Genomic DNA, 15,351 nt, shown 5'->3' with positions numbered 1-15,351 from the left:
AAACTCAGTTCTTGCCGATCTCCGTCAGCAGCCGCGTCACGAGGTACAGGCGCGGCACGATCGAGTCGACCTCGATGTACTCGTCGCGCGCGTGGTAGCCGAAGCCCGCGAGGCCGAAGCTCTCGACCACGGTGGCCTTGCCCGAGCGGCCCGCGAAGCCCGCGTCGGTGCCGCCGCCGGTCATCGGCGTCAGCGCCAGTTCGCGGTCGAGCTCCTTGTAGATCGCCTGTGCCTTCTCGGCCAGCGCGCGGCCCTTGGCGCCCGCGACGAAGGCCGGGCGGCCCACCTCGACCTTCACCGTGGTCTCGGTATCGGGAATCAGCTTGCCGCTGGCGATCTTGGCCTGCAGCGCCTCGGTGAGTTTCTTCTCGGCGCCGGGCTGCGTGATGCGGATGTCGCCCAGCGCCTGCGCCTTCTCGGTGATCTGGTTGATCGGGCCGGTGGCGCGCGCCACGGTCCAGTTCAGCGTCACGCCGGGGATGTCCTTGGCGAGGTCCTTGGTCTGCAGCATCTGGTACGACAGCTCGTACAGCGCGTTGCGGCCCAGCTCGGGCGCAGCGCCGGCGTGCGCCGCGCGGCCCTTCACCTCGAGCGTGGCCTGCGCGATGCCGGCCGCGCCGAGCAGCAGCGACTCGCCCTTGGCCACCGCCTTGGCGGCCGTCGGCTCGAAGGACAGCACCGTGTCGTGCAGGTCGGCCGTGGTGGCGATGAGTTCGCCCGAGCCCACCGAGCCCACCTCTTCGTCGGGGTTCACGAGCACGGTGAGCGTGTCGTAGTCGCGCCAGCCCGCGTCGGCCAGGATCTTCAGCGACGCCATCATCACCGCGAGGCCGCCCTTGTCGTCGGCGATGCCGGGGCCATAGATGCGGTTGCCGTCCACTTTGTAGGGCTGGCTGTTCAGGATGCCCGGCGCGTACACCGTGTCCATGTGGCCCTGCAGCATGATCTTGCGCTTGCCCGTGCCCTTGATCGTGCCGATGACGATGTCGGCGCCCGCGCCGGCCGAGGCCTTGCGGCGCTCCGTCTTGAAGCCGGCCGCCTTCAGGCGCCCTTCGATCACGTCGGCCATCTTCATCAGGCCCTCGACGTTCAGGCTGCCCGACTCGATGGACACCATCTCCTTCAGGTTGTCGATGACGGCGGGCTGCGCCTTCTCGGCAGCAGCGAGCAGCTTCGCATCGGGCGCCGCCTGCGCGGTGGCCACGGCGCCGAGCGCCAGGCCGCAGGCCAGGGCGACGGAGCGCAGGGAGAAGAAAGACGAGGTACGCATGGTCATGAGAGTCTCTTTTCCTGGAGTGATTGGCGGGCGCCAGCATAGCGACATGGCGGGCGAAGCGGCGCAAATCGGCGACAGCGCCCGGGCGGCGGTTTACAGTGCGCCGCATCCTTCCACACGCCGCCTGTCCAAGACCATGAGCCTCGCGAACGACGCCAGATTCTGGGACCGCAGCTCGCGCCGCTACGCGAAGAGCGCCATCGCGGACGAGGCCGGCTACGCGCGCACGCTCGAGCGGACCCGCGCTCTCTTCAAGCCGGACGCGCGCGTGCTCGAGCTGGGCTGCGGCACCGGCACGACGGCCCTGCGCCTCGCGAGCCACGCCCGCGCGTACCTGGCGACGGACATCGCCGAAGGCATGATCGCCATCGCCGAAGAGAAGCACGCCGCCGCCCCTGTGCCCGGCCTGGCGTTCCGCGTGGCGACCGCCGAGACGCTGGCACCGGGCGAGGGCCCCTTCGACGCCGTGCTGGGCTTCAACTACCTCCACCTGGTGCGCGACCTGCCCGGCACGCTGCACCACATCCACGCCCTGCTCGCACCGCAGGGCCTGTTCGTCTCCAAGACGCCCTGCCTCGGCGACCTGACCCCGCTGCTGCGGCTGGCCTTGCTGCCCGCGATGCGCGCGATCGGTCTGGCGCCGCATGCCGGCGTGTTCCGGGCGGCGCAGCTCGGGGCGCATCTGCAGGCGGCCGGCTTCGAGGTGCTTGCCAGCGAGAACCACGCGACGAAGGGTGGCGAGAACCGCCCCTTCATCGTGGCGCGCAAGCGGTGACCTGCACTTCGGCGCAGGGCGTCGCCCCGCCCCGATCCGCTACCATCCGACCCGCGGTGCAAGCCGCGCCCGGGCCCGCGGGAAGGGTTGAACCCACTTGCCTTCTTCATGACGATCCACAGCCTTTTGTGCAGCCGGATTTGCGGGTCATCGGCGCCTGATGCACGGAGGTTTCCATGAAGCGCATTCCCGCCCGGCCCGACATCGGCCACCTGAAGAAGCAAGCCAAGGAACTGCTGGCGCTCTACCGCAGCAACGACCCCGCGGCCTTTCACCGATTTCGCAGCGCCTTGCCGGCTGCGTCGGGCAAGACCGATGCCGCCCTCGCAGCCCAAGGCTTGCGCCTGCACGATGCGCAGTCGTGCGTGGCGCGCGAGTACGGCTTCGCGTCGTGGGCAGACCTGCAGGGCTTTGTCCTCGCCCGCAGGGCGCAGGCCGATGACCCGGCCCAAGCAGTGCTCCATTGGCTGCGCCTCGTGTACGCGGGCGACATCGCCGGCGGCACGAACCGCGCACGGCCCGCGGTGGCCTTGCGTATGCGCGACGAGAACCCTGCCCTCGCGGCGGGTGGCGACCCTTGGGTGGCCTGCGCCATCGGCGACGAAGCCGCGCTGCGCCACGCCACCGCGCAAGACCCGGCATGGGTCCATCGCGCGGGTGGCCCGCTGCACCTGCCGCCGCTCGTGGCCGTCACGCATTCCGGCCTGATGCGACTGCCGGACTATCGCGAACGCCTGCACGCGTGTGCGAAGTTCCTGCTCGACGCCGGTGCGTCCCCCAATCAATCGGCAGGCAACCGCTGGCCTCCCGCATCGCTCGAAACGCCCGCCGACACCGAGCGGCTTTCCGCGCTGTACGGCGCGGCCGGCCAGAACCACGACCCTGAACTGACGAAGCTGCTGCTCGACGCCGGGGCCGACCCGAACGACGGCGAATCGCTCTATCACTCGCTGGACCAGCCTGCCTGCACGAAGCTGCTGCTGGAAGCCGGCGCACGCGTGACGGGTTCGAACGCGCTGTACCGGGTGCTCGACCTGGACGACGTCCAGACGTTGCGCCTCCTGCTCGCACACGGCGGCGACGCGAACGAACCGCCGCAGGGCTCGCCCATCTCGGACTGGGGTTCGCCGCTGCTGTGGGCCCTTCGCCGCCGCCGTTCACCGGCGCACATCGAGGCCTTGCTGGTCGCTGGCGCGCACCCCAACGTGTTCACGCAAGACGGCACGCCCGCGCACACCGTCGCCCTGCGCTTCGGACTGACCGAGGTCGCACAGCTGCTGCAGGCCGCGAGCGGCGACCCGGCGCCACTCCCCACCAGCGAGGCCTTCATCGCCGCATGCGCGCGCGGCGACGCAGCCGCGGCGCGCGACCTGCAGGCACGGCACCCTGAGCTCATCGGCTCGCTCAACCCCACGCAGCTTCGCCTGCTGCCCGAGCTCGCAGCGCAGGGCTGCAGCGATGCGGTGAAGGCGATGGTCACGCTCGGCTGGCCCCTCGAAGTCCGTGGCGGCGACTGGGACGCCTCGGCGCTCAACCACGCCGTGTTCTGCGGCGATGCGGCGCTCACCCGGTTCCTGCTCGCACACGGTGCCGACTGGCAGGCGCCGCATGGCTTCGGCGACAACGCCTGCGGCTCCTTGTCGTGGGCCTCGCTGAACGAGCCCGTCGAAGGCGGCGACTGGGTCGGCTGCGCCCAGGCCCTGGTGGCGCACGGCATGCCTCCCGCGCGGCCCGACCCGGAGAGTGCGGATGGTGTGCTCATCGGTGCGCGGCGCAGCGTGTTCTCGGACGAGGTCACGGACTTCCTGCTGGGCGCATCGATGGCGTGAAGCGGGACGGTGCCGCGCGCTCAGCGCACCACCATCGCCCCGAACACCACGATCAGCAAGGCCAGGTAGACCTTGGCGTGGATGCGGTCCGGAATGCGCCCGATCCACAGCGCGGCGACGCGGATGCCGATCCACGAGCCCGCCACGAGCGCCGCCGCCGCGCGCACGTCGACATACCCCACATGCCACGGCCCGAACGCCGGCGTCGAGGTGGCGGACAGGGCCACGTAGGTGGCCGTGCCCGCCAGCGCCACCGGCAGGGACAGCGGGTTGGCCATGGCCGTCGCGCGGCTCATCTCGATGCCGCGACGGCGCATGAGCGGCACCGTCATCACGCTGCCGCCGACGCCAAGGAAGGCAGCAATCCAGCCGATCGCCAGGCCCGACAGCGCCGTGGCCGTGAGAGAGGGCGCAGCCTTGCCCGCCACGGCCGGCGAAAGAAAGCCGGGGCGCAGCCAGCAGTCCACGATGGTCAGCGCGAGGTACGCCGCAAACGCCCAGCGCAGCCATTCCCCGTGGACCGCGGTGGCGGCCAGCGCACCCAGCACCGCACCGGCACCGATGACGCCCAGCAGCGGCCGGATGTGCGACCAGTCCAGCGTCCCTGCGCGCTGATGGCGCCACGTGGCCAGCAGCGCGCCGAAGACCATCACGCAGGTGGACGTGGCCACCGCGATCTGCATGGCCGACTGCCCGACGGCGCTGTCGGCCGCATTCAGCTGGGACAGCAGCTGGTAGAGCAACGGGACCACGACGAATCCACCGCCGAAACCGAACAGCACGGTGGTGACGCCCGTCAGGCATCCGCACACCCCCAACATCACATACAACGACACAAGGCACTCCATCGACACGGAAAGAAGCCTCGAGGCTAGAGTCCGGGGGTCTGGCGCGCTTGCGATGTTCGGTCAACAATATTTGCGTTCCGGCCAACCCATGAATCCGCTGCCGTGCGCAACCAGTCCCTCGACACCCTCGACCCCACACCCCGCGCCGTGCTGGCCATCGGCACCGACTACGCGCCCGGCACCCTGCTCGAAATGCACAGCCACCGCCGCGCCCAGTTTCTCTACGGCGCGACCGGGCTGATGGAGGTGGGCACGGACGACGGCGCCTGGGTCGTGCCGCCCCACAGCGGTGTCTGGATTCCGGCCGGCAAGCCGCACCGGGTGCGGATGGTGGGCGTCAGCACGCGCAGCCTCTACATCGAGCCGGCCGCCGCGCCGCGCGGCGGTCCGCAGTGCGAAGTGCTGGCCGTGTCGCCGCTGCTGCGGCAGCTGCTGATCGAGGCCATCGACGTGCCGGCGCTGTACGACGAACGCGGCCGCGACGGCCTGTTGATGTCGCTGGTGCTGAAAGAAGTCGGCCGCGCGGCGGCCCTGCCCTTCTTTGCGCCGCTGCCGGGCGAGCCGCGGCTGGCGGCGCTGTGCATCGCCTTCCTGCACGCGCCCGACGTGCGCACGTCGCCCCTGGCCTGGGCACGGCAGCTGCACCAGAGCGAACGCACCTTCAGCCGGTTCTTCCGCCAGCACACCGGAATGGCGTTCGCCGAATGGCGCAGCCAGGCCTGCCTGCTCTCGGCCATGGCCCAGCTGGCGATGGGCCGGCCGGTGACCGCGGTGGCGCTTCAGCTGGGCTACGACAGCCCGGGCGCCTTCTCCACCATGTTCCGCAAGCGGCTCGGGCAGAAGCCTTCGGCGTTCATCGCGGCCTGAGGCACAGGTTCTCGCCCGCGGCGATGCATGGCATCCTTCGCCTGCTTGCCCGCCGATTCACAGGGAGTGAAACCAATGAAGCCTCGCCCGCCCAAGCACCGCACCGTGCTGGCATGCCACCTTGTCGCATCCGCCTGTGCAGCAGCGACCTTGCTGGCTGCAGTCCCCACACACGCCGCCGACACCTGGACCGAGATCGCCACCACCCCGCGCAAGCAGGTGCTGCTGCAGCGCGACTCGGTCAAGCCGCATGGCGATGCCGTGGAAGCGTGGACGCTCTACCGCTACGACGAGCTGCAGACCGACGTGGGCAAGACCCCGTTTCGCACCTCGCGCTATCTCTACGACTACGACTGCAAGGGCCGGCGCGAAAAGATGCGCCGCGTCGTGAGCCACAACGGGCCGCTGGAAGTGCACGACATCGACCTCGCCCGGCGCAGCGAATGGAAGGCCGTGGGCGGCCCCACCACGGTGAGCGGGATCGTGTTCAAGCACGTGTGCGCGCAGGCGCGCTGACCGAAAGGACGCACGGGCGCTTTCCAGCAACGTGAAGAGGGCCTGAGGGCCCTGCGTTGCCAGCAGGAACGGCCACTGCTACGATGCCCTTCCGCGGGAAAACAGCCTCCCGCGCTGCAAAGCAAGACGGTGTCCCGTCCAAGCGCTGGTGACCCTCAACGGAGTTTTCCGTGGACACCGCCTTGCCTGACGCCTCCTCCGCGCTTCCTGCGCCCCCCACGCCCATTTCCTTTGCCGAAGCGTTTCGCTTCTGGCTCAAGCTCGGCTTCATCAGTTTCGGCGGGCCCGCCGGGCAGATCGCGATCATGCATGCGGAGCTGGTCGAGCGGCGGCGCTGGATCAGCGAGAAGCGCTTCCTGCATGCGCTGAACTTCTGCATGCTGCTGCCCGGCCCCGAGGCGCAGCAACTGGCCACCTACATCGGCTGGCTCATGCACCGCACGCGCGGCGGCATCGTGGCCGGCGCCCTGTTCGTGCTGCCCTCTTTGTTCATCCTCATCGCGCTGTCGTGGGTCTACCTGCGCTTCGGCAACGTGCCGGTGGTGGCCGGCATCTTCTACGGCATCAAGCCCGCGGTCACCGCGCTGGTGCTGCATGCGGCGCACCGCATCGGCAGCCGCGCGTTGAAGAACCGGTGGATGTGGGGCATCGCCGCCGCGGCCTTCGTCGCCATCTTCGCGTTCGACGCGCCGTTTCCGGCGATCGTGCTGGCCGCCGGCCTGATCGGCCACGTCGGCGCGCGATGGGCGCCCGAGGTGTTCGCACTCGGCGGCGGCCACGGCAGCGCGCAGCAGCACCACGGCCCGGCGCTGATCGACGACGACACGCCCACGCCGGCGCACGCGCGCTTTTCCCGCGCGCACCTGCTCAAAATTCTGGGCATCGGCCTGGGCCTGTGGCTGCTGGCCATGGGCGTGCTCGTGGCGACCCAGGGCCTGCACGGCACGCTCACGCAGATGGGCGGGTTCTTCACCAAGGCTGCGCTCCTGACCTTCGGCGGCGCCTATGCCGTGCTGCCTTACGTGTACCAGGGGGCCGTCGAGCAGTACCACTGGCTCTCCGGCGCGCAGATGATCGACGGGCTGGCGCTGGGAGAAACCACGCCGGGGCCGCTCATCATGGTCGTGGCCTTCGTCGGCTTCGTCGGCGGCTGGCTGACGCAGGTGCTGGGGCCCGACTCGCTGTTCCTCGCCGGCGCGCTGGCCGCGACGGTCGTCACCTTCTTCACCTTCCTGCCCTCGTTCATCTTCATCCTGGCCGGCGGGCCCGCCATCGAGGCCACGCACGGCCGGCTGGGCTTCACGGCACCGCTGTCGGCGATCACCGCGGCGGTGGTGGGCGTGATCCTGAACCTGGCGCTGTTCTTCGCGTACCACGTGCTCTGGCCGCATGGCTTCGCAGGCCGCTTCGATGCGATCTCGGCGGTGATGGCCGTGGCCGCGGCCATCGCCCTGTTCCGCTTCAAGGTCGGCGTGATGACGTTGCTCGGTGCCTGCGCGGCCGTCGGGTTAGCGCTCACGTGGCTGTCTTCCTTGCCGCGCTGAAGGAGTTCCCATGGACGCCCGACCCCAACCATTGCCCTTCGACCCCGCCACGCTGCGCGGGCTGTCGCAGAAGCTTCTGAACAGCCACCACCAGAACAACTATGGCGGCGCCATCAAGCGCCTCAACGCCATCCGCGCGCAACTCGCCACGGCATCGTTCACCGCCATGCCCGGCTTCGCGCTCAACGGCCTCAAGCGCGAAGAGCTCATCGCCAGCAACTCGATGCTGCTGCACGAGCTGTACTTCGCTTCGCTCGGCGGCGACGGCCAGACGATGGAGCCCGCCATGGCGCTCGCATTGGCGGCCAGCTTCGGCAGCGTCGACCGATGGCGCGAAGAGTTCGCCGCCATGGGCCGGGCGCTCGGCGGCGGTTCGGGCTGGGTGCTGCTCAGCTTCCAGCCGCGCGAGGGCACGCTGGTCAACCAATGGGCTGCTGACCACACCCACGCGCTGGCGGGCGGCATGCCGCTGCTGGCGCTGGACATGTACGAGCACGCCTACCACCTGGACCACGGCGCCGCCGCCGGCGCGTACGTCGAAGCGTTCATGGCCAACATCGACTGGGCCCCGGTGTACGCGCGCTACCAGCAGGCGGTGCACGCCGCCAGCGAACCCTTCGGCGCGACAGCAGACGACGTGGCCGGATCGATGCTGCTCGACGTGCGCCGTGCCGGCGTGTTCGCGCAGGCCACGTCGATGCTCCCCGGTGCCCGCTGGCGCGACCCGGCGGCGGTCGATCGCTGGGCCGCCGAACTGCCGGCCGACCGCGCGCTCGTCGTCTACTGCGTGTACGGCCACGAGGTGGGGCGCAGCACGGCCCTGCGGCTGCGCGCCGCGGGCCTGGATGCACGTTATCTGCGCGGTGGCATCGACGGCTGGCAGGCCGCCGGCCGTCCGCTCCAGCCCAAGCCTGCCGCCCCAGGAGCCACGCCATGAAATGGATCACCCGCGAACGCCCGAAGATCGACCGCATCGCCTGCCCGTGGCTGATCCTGCGCTTCATCGACCGCGAGGCCGAGTTTCTCTACGTGCCGCCGGCCGACGTGCTGGCCATGGCGCAAAGCACCGGCGCCACGCCCTACGACATTCCGGGCGTGGAGATGAGCCACGTCGGCGAGCGCTGCAGCTTCGACGCCTTCCTCGCGAAGTACCGGCTCACCGAGCCTGCGCTGCACCAGATGGCCGACATCGTGCGCGGTGCGGACACCTCGCGGCTCGACCTCACGCCGCAGTCGGCAGGGCTCTACGCGATCTCGCTGGGCCTGTCGCGCGTGTTCGCCGACGACCACGTCATGCTGCAGCACGGGCTGGTGATGTACGACGCGCTCCATGCCTGGTGCAGCGAGGGCCGCGGCGAGACGCACCACTGGCCACCGAAGATGCCGGGGTGAAGCGGGTCGGAGGACGATGGCCTGCCTTGCCGGAAGCGCGCTAACATTTCGCCCGGCTCCGCCGCACCACCCGGGTCGGCCCCTTGAGCGCACAGCGACAACCCAGGGTGTCACCGCAAATGGAGCGTCCCGATGTGGAGCATCCTGGCCGACCTTGTCGTCGGCATCTTCGATTTCGTTCTCGATGTCCTGCTGTTCCGCGGCCTGCGCCGCAAGCATGGCCAGCGCAACCGCAGCGTGGCGCAAGACACCGTCGAGGTCGCGCGCTTCGATGTCGTCACGCTGACGTTCATCGCGCTGGTCAGCGTCGGCTTGATGCTGGTCCTGGCCCTCGGATTCGATGTGCCGGCGGGCTGGAGCGTGGGCATCGGCGTCACCGTCGGCGCGGTCTGGGGCCTCTGGCGGTACGCCCAGCTGGTTCGTGAATGAGTGAGTGATGAACGCATGAAGCATTCAAGAGGGTCAACGATGCCGGGCGTGACTCGTTTCGCGTGCCTGGCCACGGGGCTGTCGATCGCAGCCGCCCTGCTCGCTGCTGGCTCCGCCGCGGCCCAGTCCCTCGCCTGCAACGGCTACCTCGTCGGAAAAGGGGCGTCGCCCGCGACCTTGCTCCAGACCTGCGGCGAGCCGGTCTACCGGCAAGCGGTCTGCGTGCCGATGGTGCAGCTGGGCTGGGTCCTCACGCCCTATCGGCCGGGCAGCCCCGAGGCCGTGCTCGCCAACCAATGCGTGCCGATGGAAGAGTGGACCTACGACCGGGGTCCGGGCACCTTCTTCGGCATCGTGCGCATCTACAACGGCACCATCGAATCGGTGCGCGACGGGGACCGCGGCCGTTAGGGGGTCGACCGATCAGTGCGCCCGAAACGCCCGGCAACATCTCCGGTACCCACTACAGGGGAAGACGCCCGCGCAACGGCGTTGACGACGATGCCTGGCAGGGCCACCATGGCCCATCGTCCCCGTCACGCATGCCCAAACAGGCAACGGACTCGTTGGAGCAAGGGAGCAGGCCCGCTCTGTTCAGAGCTTTCAAGGAGTTCCCATGGCCGACGAAAGCGACAAGGTGTTCGCGGGCTCGATCCCGAAGTTCTACGACACGCTGATGGTCCCCCTGATCTTCGAGGGCTACGCCGTCGACGCGGCCGCCCTGGTCGCTGCGTTCTCGCCCGGCGCGGTGCTGGAAACGGCGGCCGGCAGCGGCGCGGTCACGCGGATGCTGGCACCCCAGCTCGGTGCCGGTGCACGCTACGTGGTGACCGACCTCAACCCCGCCATGCTCGACTACGCCGTCACCCGCCAGGCGAGTGACAACCGCATCGAATGGCGGCAGGCCGACGCGCTCGCTTTGCCGTTCGAGAACGCCTCCTTCGATGTGGTCCTGTGCCAGTTCGGCGCCATGTTCTTCCCGGACCGGGTCGCCGGCTACAGCGAGGCGCGCCGCGTGCTCAAGCCCGGCGGGCGCTTCGTGTTCAGCGTCTGGGACCGCATCGAAGAGAACGCCTTCGCCGACGACGTCACCCGCGCCGTCGCCACCGTGTTCCCGGACGACCCGCCGCGCTTTCTCGCGCGCACGCCGCATGGCTACCACGACGTCGCACAGATCCGCGACGACCTGCGCCGCGCGGGGTTCACCGACATCGAGGTCCAGACGCACGAAAAGCTGAGCCGCTCACCCTCGGCACGCGAGGTGGCGGTGGCCTACTGCCAGGGCACGCCGCTGCGCAACGAGATCGAGGCGCGCGACGCGAGCCTGCTCCAGCTCGCGACCGACCGCGCGGAGGAGGCGATTGCCAGCCGGCATGGCGCGGGGCCGGTGGCGGGCAAGATCCAGGCGCATGTGATCGTGGCGACGGGGTAGGCCCGTCGTCCGCGAAGTCATGGCGGGCGACCGTACCACGCTCGCTCAGATCGCCGATGCACTGCACGAGCGGCGCATCCCGACCTCACGCGGCGGCACGTGGTCACCCACGCAAGCGGCTCACGTCATAGATCGGCTGTCGCTGCGGCCCTGACACCCTGCGCTGCGACCAGGGAGTACGGCGTGCCAGTGGTCAACTAGCGCCTGGGCACCGATGCAACCAGCCGCACCGCCGACGCATTCGCCGCGACCCTGGCACCCAGCGTGTGCCCAATATGGCAGGAGGGTATGAGCCGACGCGCCACTGCCGAGGCGCTTCAGGCCAAGGACACTAAGACCGCGTACGATGGCGATGCATGAGCGTCGACCGCAATGCGCAGCGTGTTGGCGCGGCGTCCACCCCTCTAGACTCCCGCCCCACATCGTCCGTACTCCACTACGCCGCGCGCCAACGCGGCAATTCGTGCTCTACACCATGATCCGCTCGCGCGCGACCGACAGCCTCCAACGTCTGAAGTATGCGCGGCAATCCTTTCTTCCACGCACCACGACTCTTGAAGGCTGCTTCAACGTCCGCCAACGAGAGCGCCGTGGTCGCGCCGCTCAGCAAATCGGCGACAGCCCGCATCTGCTCTGGCAGCGTGGCGGGCCAGGGACGCGCGGTCGCGACGGCGGCTGGCAGATGCGGAATTCCCACTCGTTCATCAAGTGATGAATCGAATGGGTTCTTGATGGAATCTGGCTGCACCGCCCGTCCAGTCTGCGCCGACTGGACCTCTCCTTGAAACGACGGATTCTGGAATTCGGGACGCAGCCAGCGCACGAGCCCCGCCATTTCCTCCGCTGCGCGCCGTGCATTGAGCGCCGCCAGCCGCTCCAGTAGCGTGGACGTGTTGCCGACAGCCAGCGCAGGCGCAAGGTCTTGCCACCCGTAGGCTTCGAGCACCGCATCGTCGAGCTCGTCATGCAGCTCTTTGAGCACGCCAACCAGTCCTTGTTCGTGGATAGTCTTTTCCTTCGCAGTCATGACGCGCGGCTCAACCGCACGCAGCACTTCGAGCACGTTGTACATGCCGGTGAGTGTGAGATTAGGATGCGCCACCTGCTGGCGTCTGCGATGCGCGTCGATTTGCTCAGCCAGTGCGCCGATACGGTCGCGCAGGGCAGACTTGAGGCCAGTATCGTCATCGGGAAACGGGAATGTTTCGAAGCAGCGAGATTTGTTATAGCGCGGCCGATCCTCAAGCGTTCCTCCTGTCGCACCAGCCCACGCGCAATGCGAATAGCTTGAAAGCACGCCGAAAACCCAGTCGCTTTGGATCGCGAACATCACTGTAGTGCTATCACAGATGGTTTGCGCGTCGACGTAAGCAAACACACGGTGTTTCGCTGTCAGCGACGTCACGATCATCTTCTTGAGGCCAAGCAATGCTGGGCGAAACGTGCTGCGTGCTTCGCCGAATATCCACCAGCGGTCTCTGACCGCCGGTCGCGCGTTTTGGTCTCGTTCGGGCTTCACATGATCGTGAACATACTGATAGAGCGCAGGTTGTTTGATGCGCAAATCGGACGCAGAAAATCCAAAGAGGTCGATGGCAAATAGTCCGCGAGGTGCTTGGGTAATGTCGCTGCCGGTCATCGCCGGTCGAATCAAAGCTTCCGAGCTACCGAAGGCCGCATCTAGAGCGCGCGCTTGCTCGGCCCCGACGATGAAACCTTGCCCGCTTAGTTGGTAACCAACACTGCTTATGGCGCCGTTGGCACGAAGGGTTTCGGCGGCACCGGCGTCTGTTCCAACTGTCAAACCGGCCGAGATATGACCAGTCGCAGGGTGAAGCAGCACGGCGAATTCACCTTGACCAGTACTGTGTTCACTTTCAAGCGTAAGCAGGGTTCCTGCACTTGGTCCATGTGCCCCAACTGTCATGGCAACACGGACCGCCGCTCCGTCCGAATTGTCAACCCAGGGATGATCAGGCACAGCAAAAACAATAGCTAGACCTGCCGCGGAGTGCTTTTCCAGCAGTGCCCTATTGAAGCTTTGCCGCAAACTATTCGTCGTGATCAGGCCAAATCGCGTTGTTTGACCGCCTGTCACCAAGCTTGCCGCCCGGTCCCACCAGTACATGACGAAGTCTGCATTCTGCGGAACACCGGGGTTAACCGCTCGAAGCGACTGCAAATAGCCGTCACCCAAATGTTCACGAATGGTGCGTGCGCCCAGGTACGGAGGGTTACCAACGATGAAATCGGCTTGCGGCCACTCGGCCTTGCGTGCTCCGATGTATCTCCATTGCGGCACCTGCGCTGCGTCGTCCGGCACCTTCTTCCCGGTAGCTGGATGTAGCTTCTTCGTACGCCCGTCCCAACGCGTGAGGAGCAGCCCGTCGGGGTCATACGCCGGTTCGAGGTCATCCCACGCCAACACGGCGTCGCGGCATTCGATGTTCCCATAGTCGTGCACCACCGGCTCGGCGATGGCGGAATTACCGCGAGTACGAATCTGCCATTGCAAATAGCCGATCCAGAGCACCAGCTCAGCCAGCCCGGCGGCGCGTGAATTGAGTTCAATGCCGCGCAACTGTTGCAGGGTGACTGTTTCTCCTTCGAGGCCCAGCGCTTCCTGACTGTCGCCGAAGTCGTGCAGCTGATTGAGTACTTCGCCTTCGAGGCGCTTCAAGTGCTCCAACGTCACGTACAGGAAGTTGCCGCTACCGCAGGCGGGATCGAGGACACGCAGCGTGCAAAGGCGATGGTGAAAGCGCCGCACCTCGGCGCGCGCTTCGGCCAGTTTGTCGGCGGATTTTTTCTTGTCATTCAGCTGCTCGGCCTCTTGCGCGAGCAGAACCGCAGCGGACTGAGCGTCGGCCCATTCAGCGCGCAATGGCTCAATGACGGTCGGCATCACGAGGCGCTCGACATACGCGCGCGGCGTGTAGTGTGCGCCGAGTGCGTGACGCTCGGCTGGGTCGAGTGCGCGTTCGAGCAAGGTGCCGAAAATCGCGGGCTCGACTTCGTTCCAACGCGCCCCAGCCGCGTCGATGAGCAAATCAATCTGCGGCGGCGTGAGTAGCAGGCTGTAGCCGTCTTCGCTGCTCCCCTTGAAGAGCTTGCCGTTGAAATGCAGCACATCATGTCGCAAGGCGGCGCTGAAGCCGCCATGGTCCATGTCGGCCCACAGGCTGCGCAACAGTTGCATTAGCGTGGGCGGCGAATGCCGATGTTCTTTGAGCAATGCGAGGAAAGAGCCTTTGACGAGCAATTCCACATCCTCAGCGAACATTGAGAATAGGCTGCGCGTGAGGAATGCCGCCACGTGGTCTGGTCGATGCCCGGACGCCTCCATCGACTTGGCCAGTCCAGCCAACTTCGCGGCCACCTCAAGAGTGGCGACGGCGCTGATGCGGCTCGGGTCGAGCGCGTCAGGATCGGTCCAGACCAGACGCAACCGTTCGAGGATTTCGGGTTTGGCGAGGTCGGCCAGGGCGATCCGGTGGCTGCGCGGATCGGGGAAGGGGGTGTAAGTGGCGCCGCTGCGCGTGAAGTCGGCGTAGAGTTCGATGACGTTGCCTACATCGACCACACACAAGAACGGCACTCGGCCCTCGGCAGCAGGCAGGGCACGCGCATAAGCCTGTGCCTGCGCATGCGCGCCGAGCATGGCGGTGTTGAAGCGGTCGGTGCCGGACTTGACCTGGCGCAGTTTCTTGCTCTCCCAGACGAAGTGGCCTTGCCGATAGCAGTCGATGCGCCTGGCGGCTTGGCCGCCATCGGCGAAGTGTTCTTTGAGCGGGCGCTCGAACATATAGTCGGCCGAATGCGTCGGACGAGGAACGCCGAGCACATCGCACAGATCGAGCACAAAACTCTGTGAAGTTGCCAGCTCGGATGCATCCGTTAGCTGAACAGTGCGCCAGCGCCCGATGAAGGTGCTGACTTGAGATTCTGTTTGGTGCTGATCCGGAGACAAAGGCGGCGATACGGCGGTTTGGCAAGATGCGGTCATGTGTCACGAATTGTGATCGAAATGCTTCGTCTAGGTATCAGAGAAAAAGGCGCATGAAAGGCGCAAATATCGGGCGCGCATCAGGTGTCGTGACGCCTAAATGGGGGCATTTTTTCAAACGGCTCTCCTTCCTCAATCCCCTCGACCGCAGTTGCAGCCGAAGCCCTCCCACTCGTAGAGCAAGCGCTCGAAGAAGCCTTGGCCATCGGCAACGACACCAGCAAGGCACGCGCAGCGGTCCAGATGGCTCGCGACGCCCTCGCTGCAGTGATCTCGTCAGAGTAGCGGGCCGTCCCTAGCTACAGCTGCCGAGCGCGACGCGGCGATACAGGAAGCCGTTGATGCTATCCATGCGGTCGCCGTGGTGAGTGGCACCATCGATGCCGCACCCTGATGCCGAGCTGCTGCCAGCGCCCATCGTGCCCGGTGTGGTGCTG

Annotated in this window: 14 protein-coding genes; 11 read left to right on the top strand and 3 right to left on the bottom strand. The window is 67.4% G+C overall.

All coding sequences use genetic code 11. The features are described from left to right. Nucleotides 1-4: 4 nt before the first annotated feature. Nucleotides 5-1,276 carry a M20/M25/M40 family metallo-hydrolase gene (locus AC07OX_RS09155; RefSeq protein ID WP_062468836.1) on the bottom strand — a complete coding sequence of 424 codons (1,272 nt, stop codon included), beginning with the start codon at nucleotides 1,274-1,276 and terminating at the stop codon, nucleotides 5-7. 136 nt (nucleotides 1,277-1,412) lie between these two features. Between AC07OX_RS09155 and AC07OX_RS09150 the strand changes: the two genes are divergently transcribed. Beyond that, nucleotides 1,413-2,051, top strand: coding sequence for a class I SAM-dependent methyltransferase (locus AC07OX_RS09150; protein ID WP_495260556.1), 639 nt, complete (start codon nucleotides 1,413-1,415; stop codon nucleotides 2,049-2,051). A 176-nt stretch (nucleotides 2,052-2,227) separates the two neighbouring features. Further along, the gene (locus AC07OX_RS09145) at nucleotides 2,228-3,880 is read left to right on the top strand and encodes an ankyrin repeat domain-containing protein (protein ID WP_495260557.1); all 1,653 of its coding nucleotides are present in this window, start codon (nucleotides 2,228-2,230) and stop codon (nucleotides 3,878-3,880) included. Nucleotides 3,881-3,900: 20 nt separating this feature from the next. On the opposite strand, the gene AC07OX_RS09140 is transcribed toward AC07OX_RS09145, so the two are convergent. Then, nucleotides 3,901-4,728, bottom strand: a complete 828-nt coding sequence (locus tag AC07OX_RS09140; protein WP_495260892.1) for a sulfite exporter TauE/SafE family protein — start codon at nucleotides 4,726-4,728, stop codon at nucleotides 3,901-3,903. A gap of 102 nt (nucleotides 4,729-4,830) precedes the next feature. Here AC07OX_RS09140 and AC07OX_RS09135 point away from each other — a divergent pair, with 102 nt between their 5' ends. The 9 genes from AC07OX_RS09135 (at nucleotide 4,831) to AC07OX_RS09095 (ending at nucleotide 11,062) form a co-directional block, all read left to right on the top strand. After that, nucleotides 4,831-5,595 carry an AraC family transcriptional regulator gene (locus AC07OX_RS09135; protein ID WP_495260558.1) on the top strand — a complete coding sequence of 255 codons (765 nt, stop codon included), beginning with the start codon at nucleotides 4,831-4,833 and terminating at the stop codon, nucleotides 5,593-5,595. Between the two features lie 75 nt (nucleotides 5,596-5,670). Then, complete coding sequence (locus tag AC07OX_RS09130; protein WP_495260559.1) at nucleotides 5,671-6,111, top strand: surface-adhesin E family protein; 441 nt, start codon at nucleotides 5,671-5,673, stop codon at nucleotides 6,109-6,111. A 170-nt stretch (nucleotides 6,112-6,281) separates the two neighbouring features. Beyond that, nucleotides 6,282-7,655, top strand: a complete 1,374-nt coding sequence (gene chrA, locus AC07OX_RS09125; RefSeq protein ID WP_495260560.1) for a chromate efflux transporter — start codon at nucleotides 6,282-6,284, stop codon at nucleotides 7,653-7,655. A gap of 10 nt (nucleotides 7,656-7,665) precedes the next feature. Continuing rightward, nucleotides 7,666-8,592: a Fe-Mn family superoxide dismutase gene (locus tag AC07OX_RS09120; RefSeq protein ID WP_495260561.1), complete on the top strand. Its 927-nt coding sequence runs from the start codon at nucleotides 7,666-7,668 to the stop codon at nucleotides 8,590-8,592. Beyond that, nucleotides 8,589-9,047: a chromate resistance protein ChrB domain-containing protein gene (locus AC07OX_RS09115; protein WP_495260562.1), complete on the top strand. Its 459-nt coding sequence runs from the start codon at nucleotides 8,589-8,591 to the stop codon at nucleotides 9,045-9,047. The genes AC07OX_RS09120 and AC07OX_RS09115 overlap by 4 nt, the downstream gene beginning before the upstream one ends. 132 nt (nucleotides 9,048-9,179) lie before the next feature. Then, on the top strand, nucleotides 9,180-9,476 hold the full coding sequence (locus AC07OX_RS09110; protein ID WP_495260563.1) for a hypothetical protein: 297 nt from the start codon (nucleotides 9,180-9,182) through the stop codon (nucleotides 9,474-9,476). Between the two features lie 48 nt (nucleotides 9,477-9,524). After that, nucleotides 9,525-9,887 carry a DUF2845 domain-containing protein gene (locus AC07OX_RS09105; RefSeq protein WP_495260564.1) on the top strand — a complete coding sequence of 121 codons (363 nt, stop codon included), beginning with the start codon at nucleotides 9,525-9,527 and terminating at the stop codon, nucleotides 9,885-9,887. Nucleotides 9,888-10,092: 205 nt separating this feature from the next. Next, on the top strand, nucleotides 10,093-10,908 hold the full coding sequence (locus AC07OX_RS09100) for a class I SAM-dependent methyltransferase (RefSeq protein ID WP_495260565.1): 816 nt from the start codon (nucleotides 10,093-10,095) through the stop codon (nucleotides 10,906-10,908). A 19-nt stretch (nucleotides 10,909-10,927) separates the two neighbouring features. Beyond that, the gene (locus AC07OX_RS09095; protein WP_495260566.1) at nucleotides 10,928-11,062 is read left to right on the top strand and encodes a hypothetical protein; all 135 of its coding nucleotides are present in this window, start codon (nucleotides 10,928-10,930) and stop codon (nucleotides 11,060-11,062) included. A 282-nt stretch (nucleotides 11,063-11,344) separates the two neighbouring features. On the opposite strand, the gene AC07OX_RS09090 is transcribed toward AC07OX_RS09095, so the two are convergent. Continuing rightward, a complete protein-coding gene (locus AC07OX_RS09090) occupies nucleotides 11,345-14,914 on the bottom strand; it encodes a class I SAM-dependent DNA methyltransferase (protein WP_495260567.1) in 3,570 nt (1,189 codons plus the stop codon). Nucleotides 14,915-15,351: the final 437 nt, after the last annotated feature.

This window comes from Variovorax sp. GW821-FHT09D07 (assembly GCF_059416345.1).
The sequence above is the reverse complement of the archived record's forward strand: the minus strand, read 5'-3'. Positions and strand labels throughout refer to the sequence as shown.

Bases quoted from the DNA above. Each gene is read 5' to 3' on its own strand.
- AC07OX_RS09155 (WP_062468836.1), bottom strand. From the start codon at position 1,276: ATGACCATGCGTACCTCGTCTTTCTTCTCCCTGCGCTCCGTCGCCCTG.
- AC07OX_RS09150 (WP_495260556.1), top strand. From the start codon at position 1,413: ATGAGCCTCGCGAACGACGCCAGATTCTGGGACCGCAGCTCGCGCCGC.
- AC07OX_RS09145 (WP_495260557.1), top strand. From the start codon at position 2,228: ATGAAGCGCATTCCCGCCCGGCCCGACATCGGCCACCTGAAGAAGCAA.
- AC07OX_RS09140 (WP_495260892.1), bottom strand. From the start codon at position 4,728: ATGGAGTGCCTTGTGTCGTTGTATGTGATGTTGGGGGTGTGCGGATGC.
- AC07OX_RS09130 (WP_495260559.1), top strand. From the start codon at position 5,671: ATGAAGCCTCGCCCGCCCAAGCACCGCACCGTGCTGGCATGCCACCTT.
- AC07OX_RS09120 (WP_495260561.1), top strand. From the start codon at position 7,666: ATGGACGCCCGACCCCAACCATTGCCCTTCGACCCCGCCACGCTGCGC.
- AC07OX_RS09115 (WP_495260562.1), top strand. From the start codon at position 8,589: ATGAAATGGATCACCCGCGAACGCCCGAAGATCGACCGCATCGCCTGC.
- AC07OX_RS09110 (WP_495260563.1), top strand. From the start codon at position 9,180: ATGTGGAGCATCCTGGCCGACCTTGTCGTCGGCATCTTCGATTTCGTT.
- AC07OX_RS09100 (WP_495260565.1), top strand. From the start codon at position 10,093: ATGGCCGACGAAAGCGACAAGGTGTTCGCGGGCTCGATCCCGAAGTTC.
- AC07OX_RS09095 (WP_495260566.1), top strand. From the start codon at position 10,928: ATGGCGGGCGACCGTACCACGCTCGCTCAGATCGCCGATGCACTGCAC.
- AC07OX_RS09090 (WP_495260567.1), bottom strand. From the start codon at position 14,914: ATGACCGCATCTTGCCAAACCGCCGTATCGCCGCCTTTGTCTCCGGAT.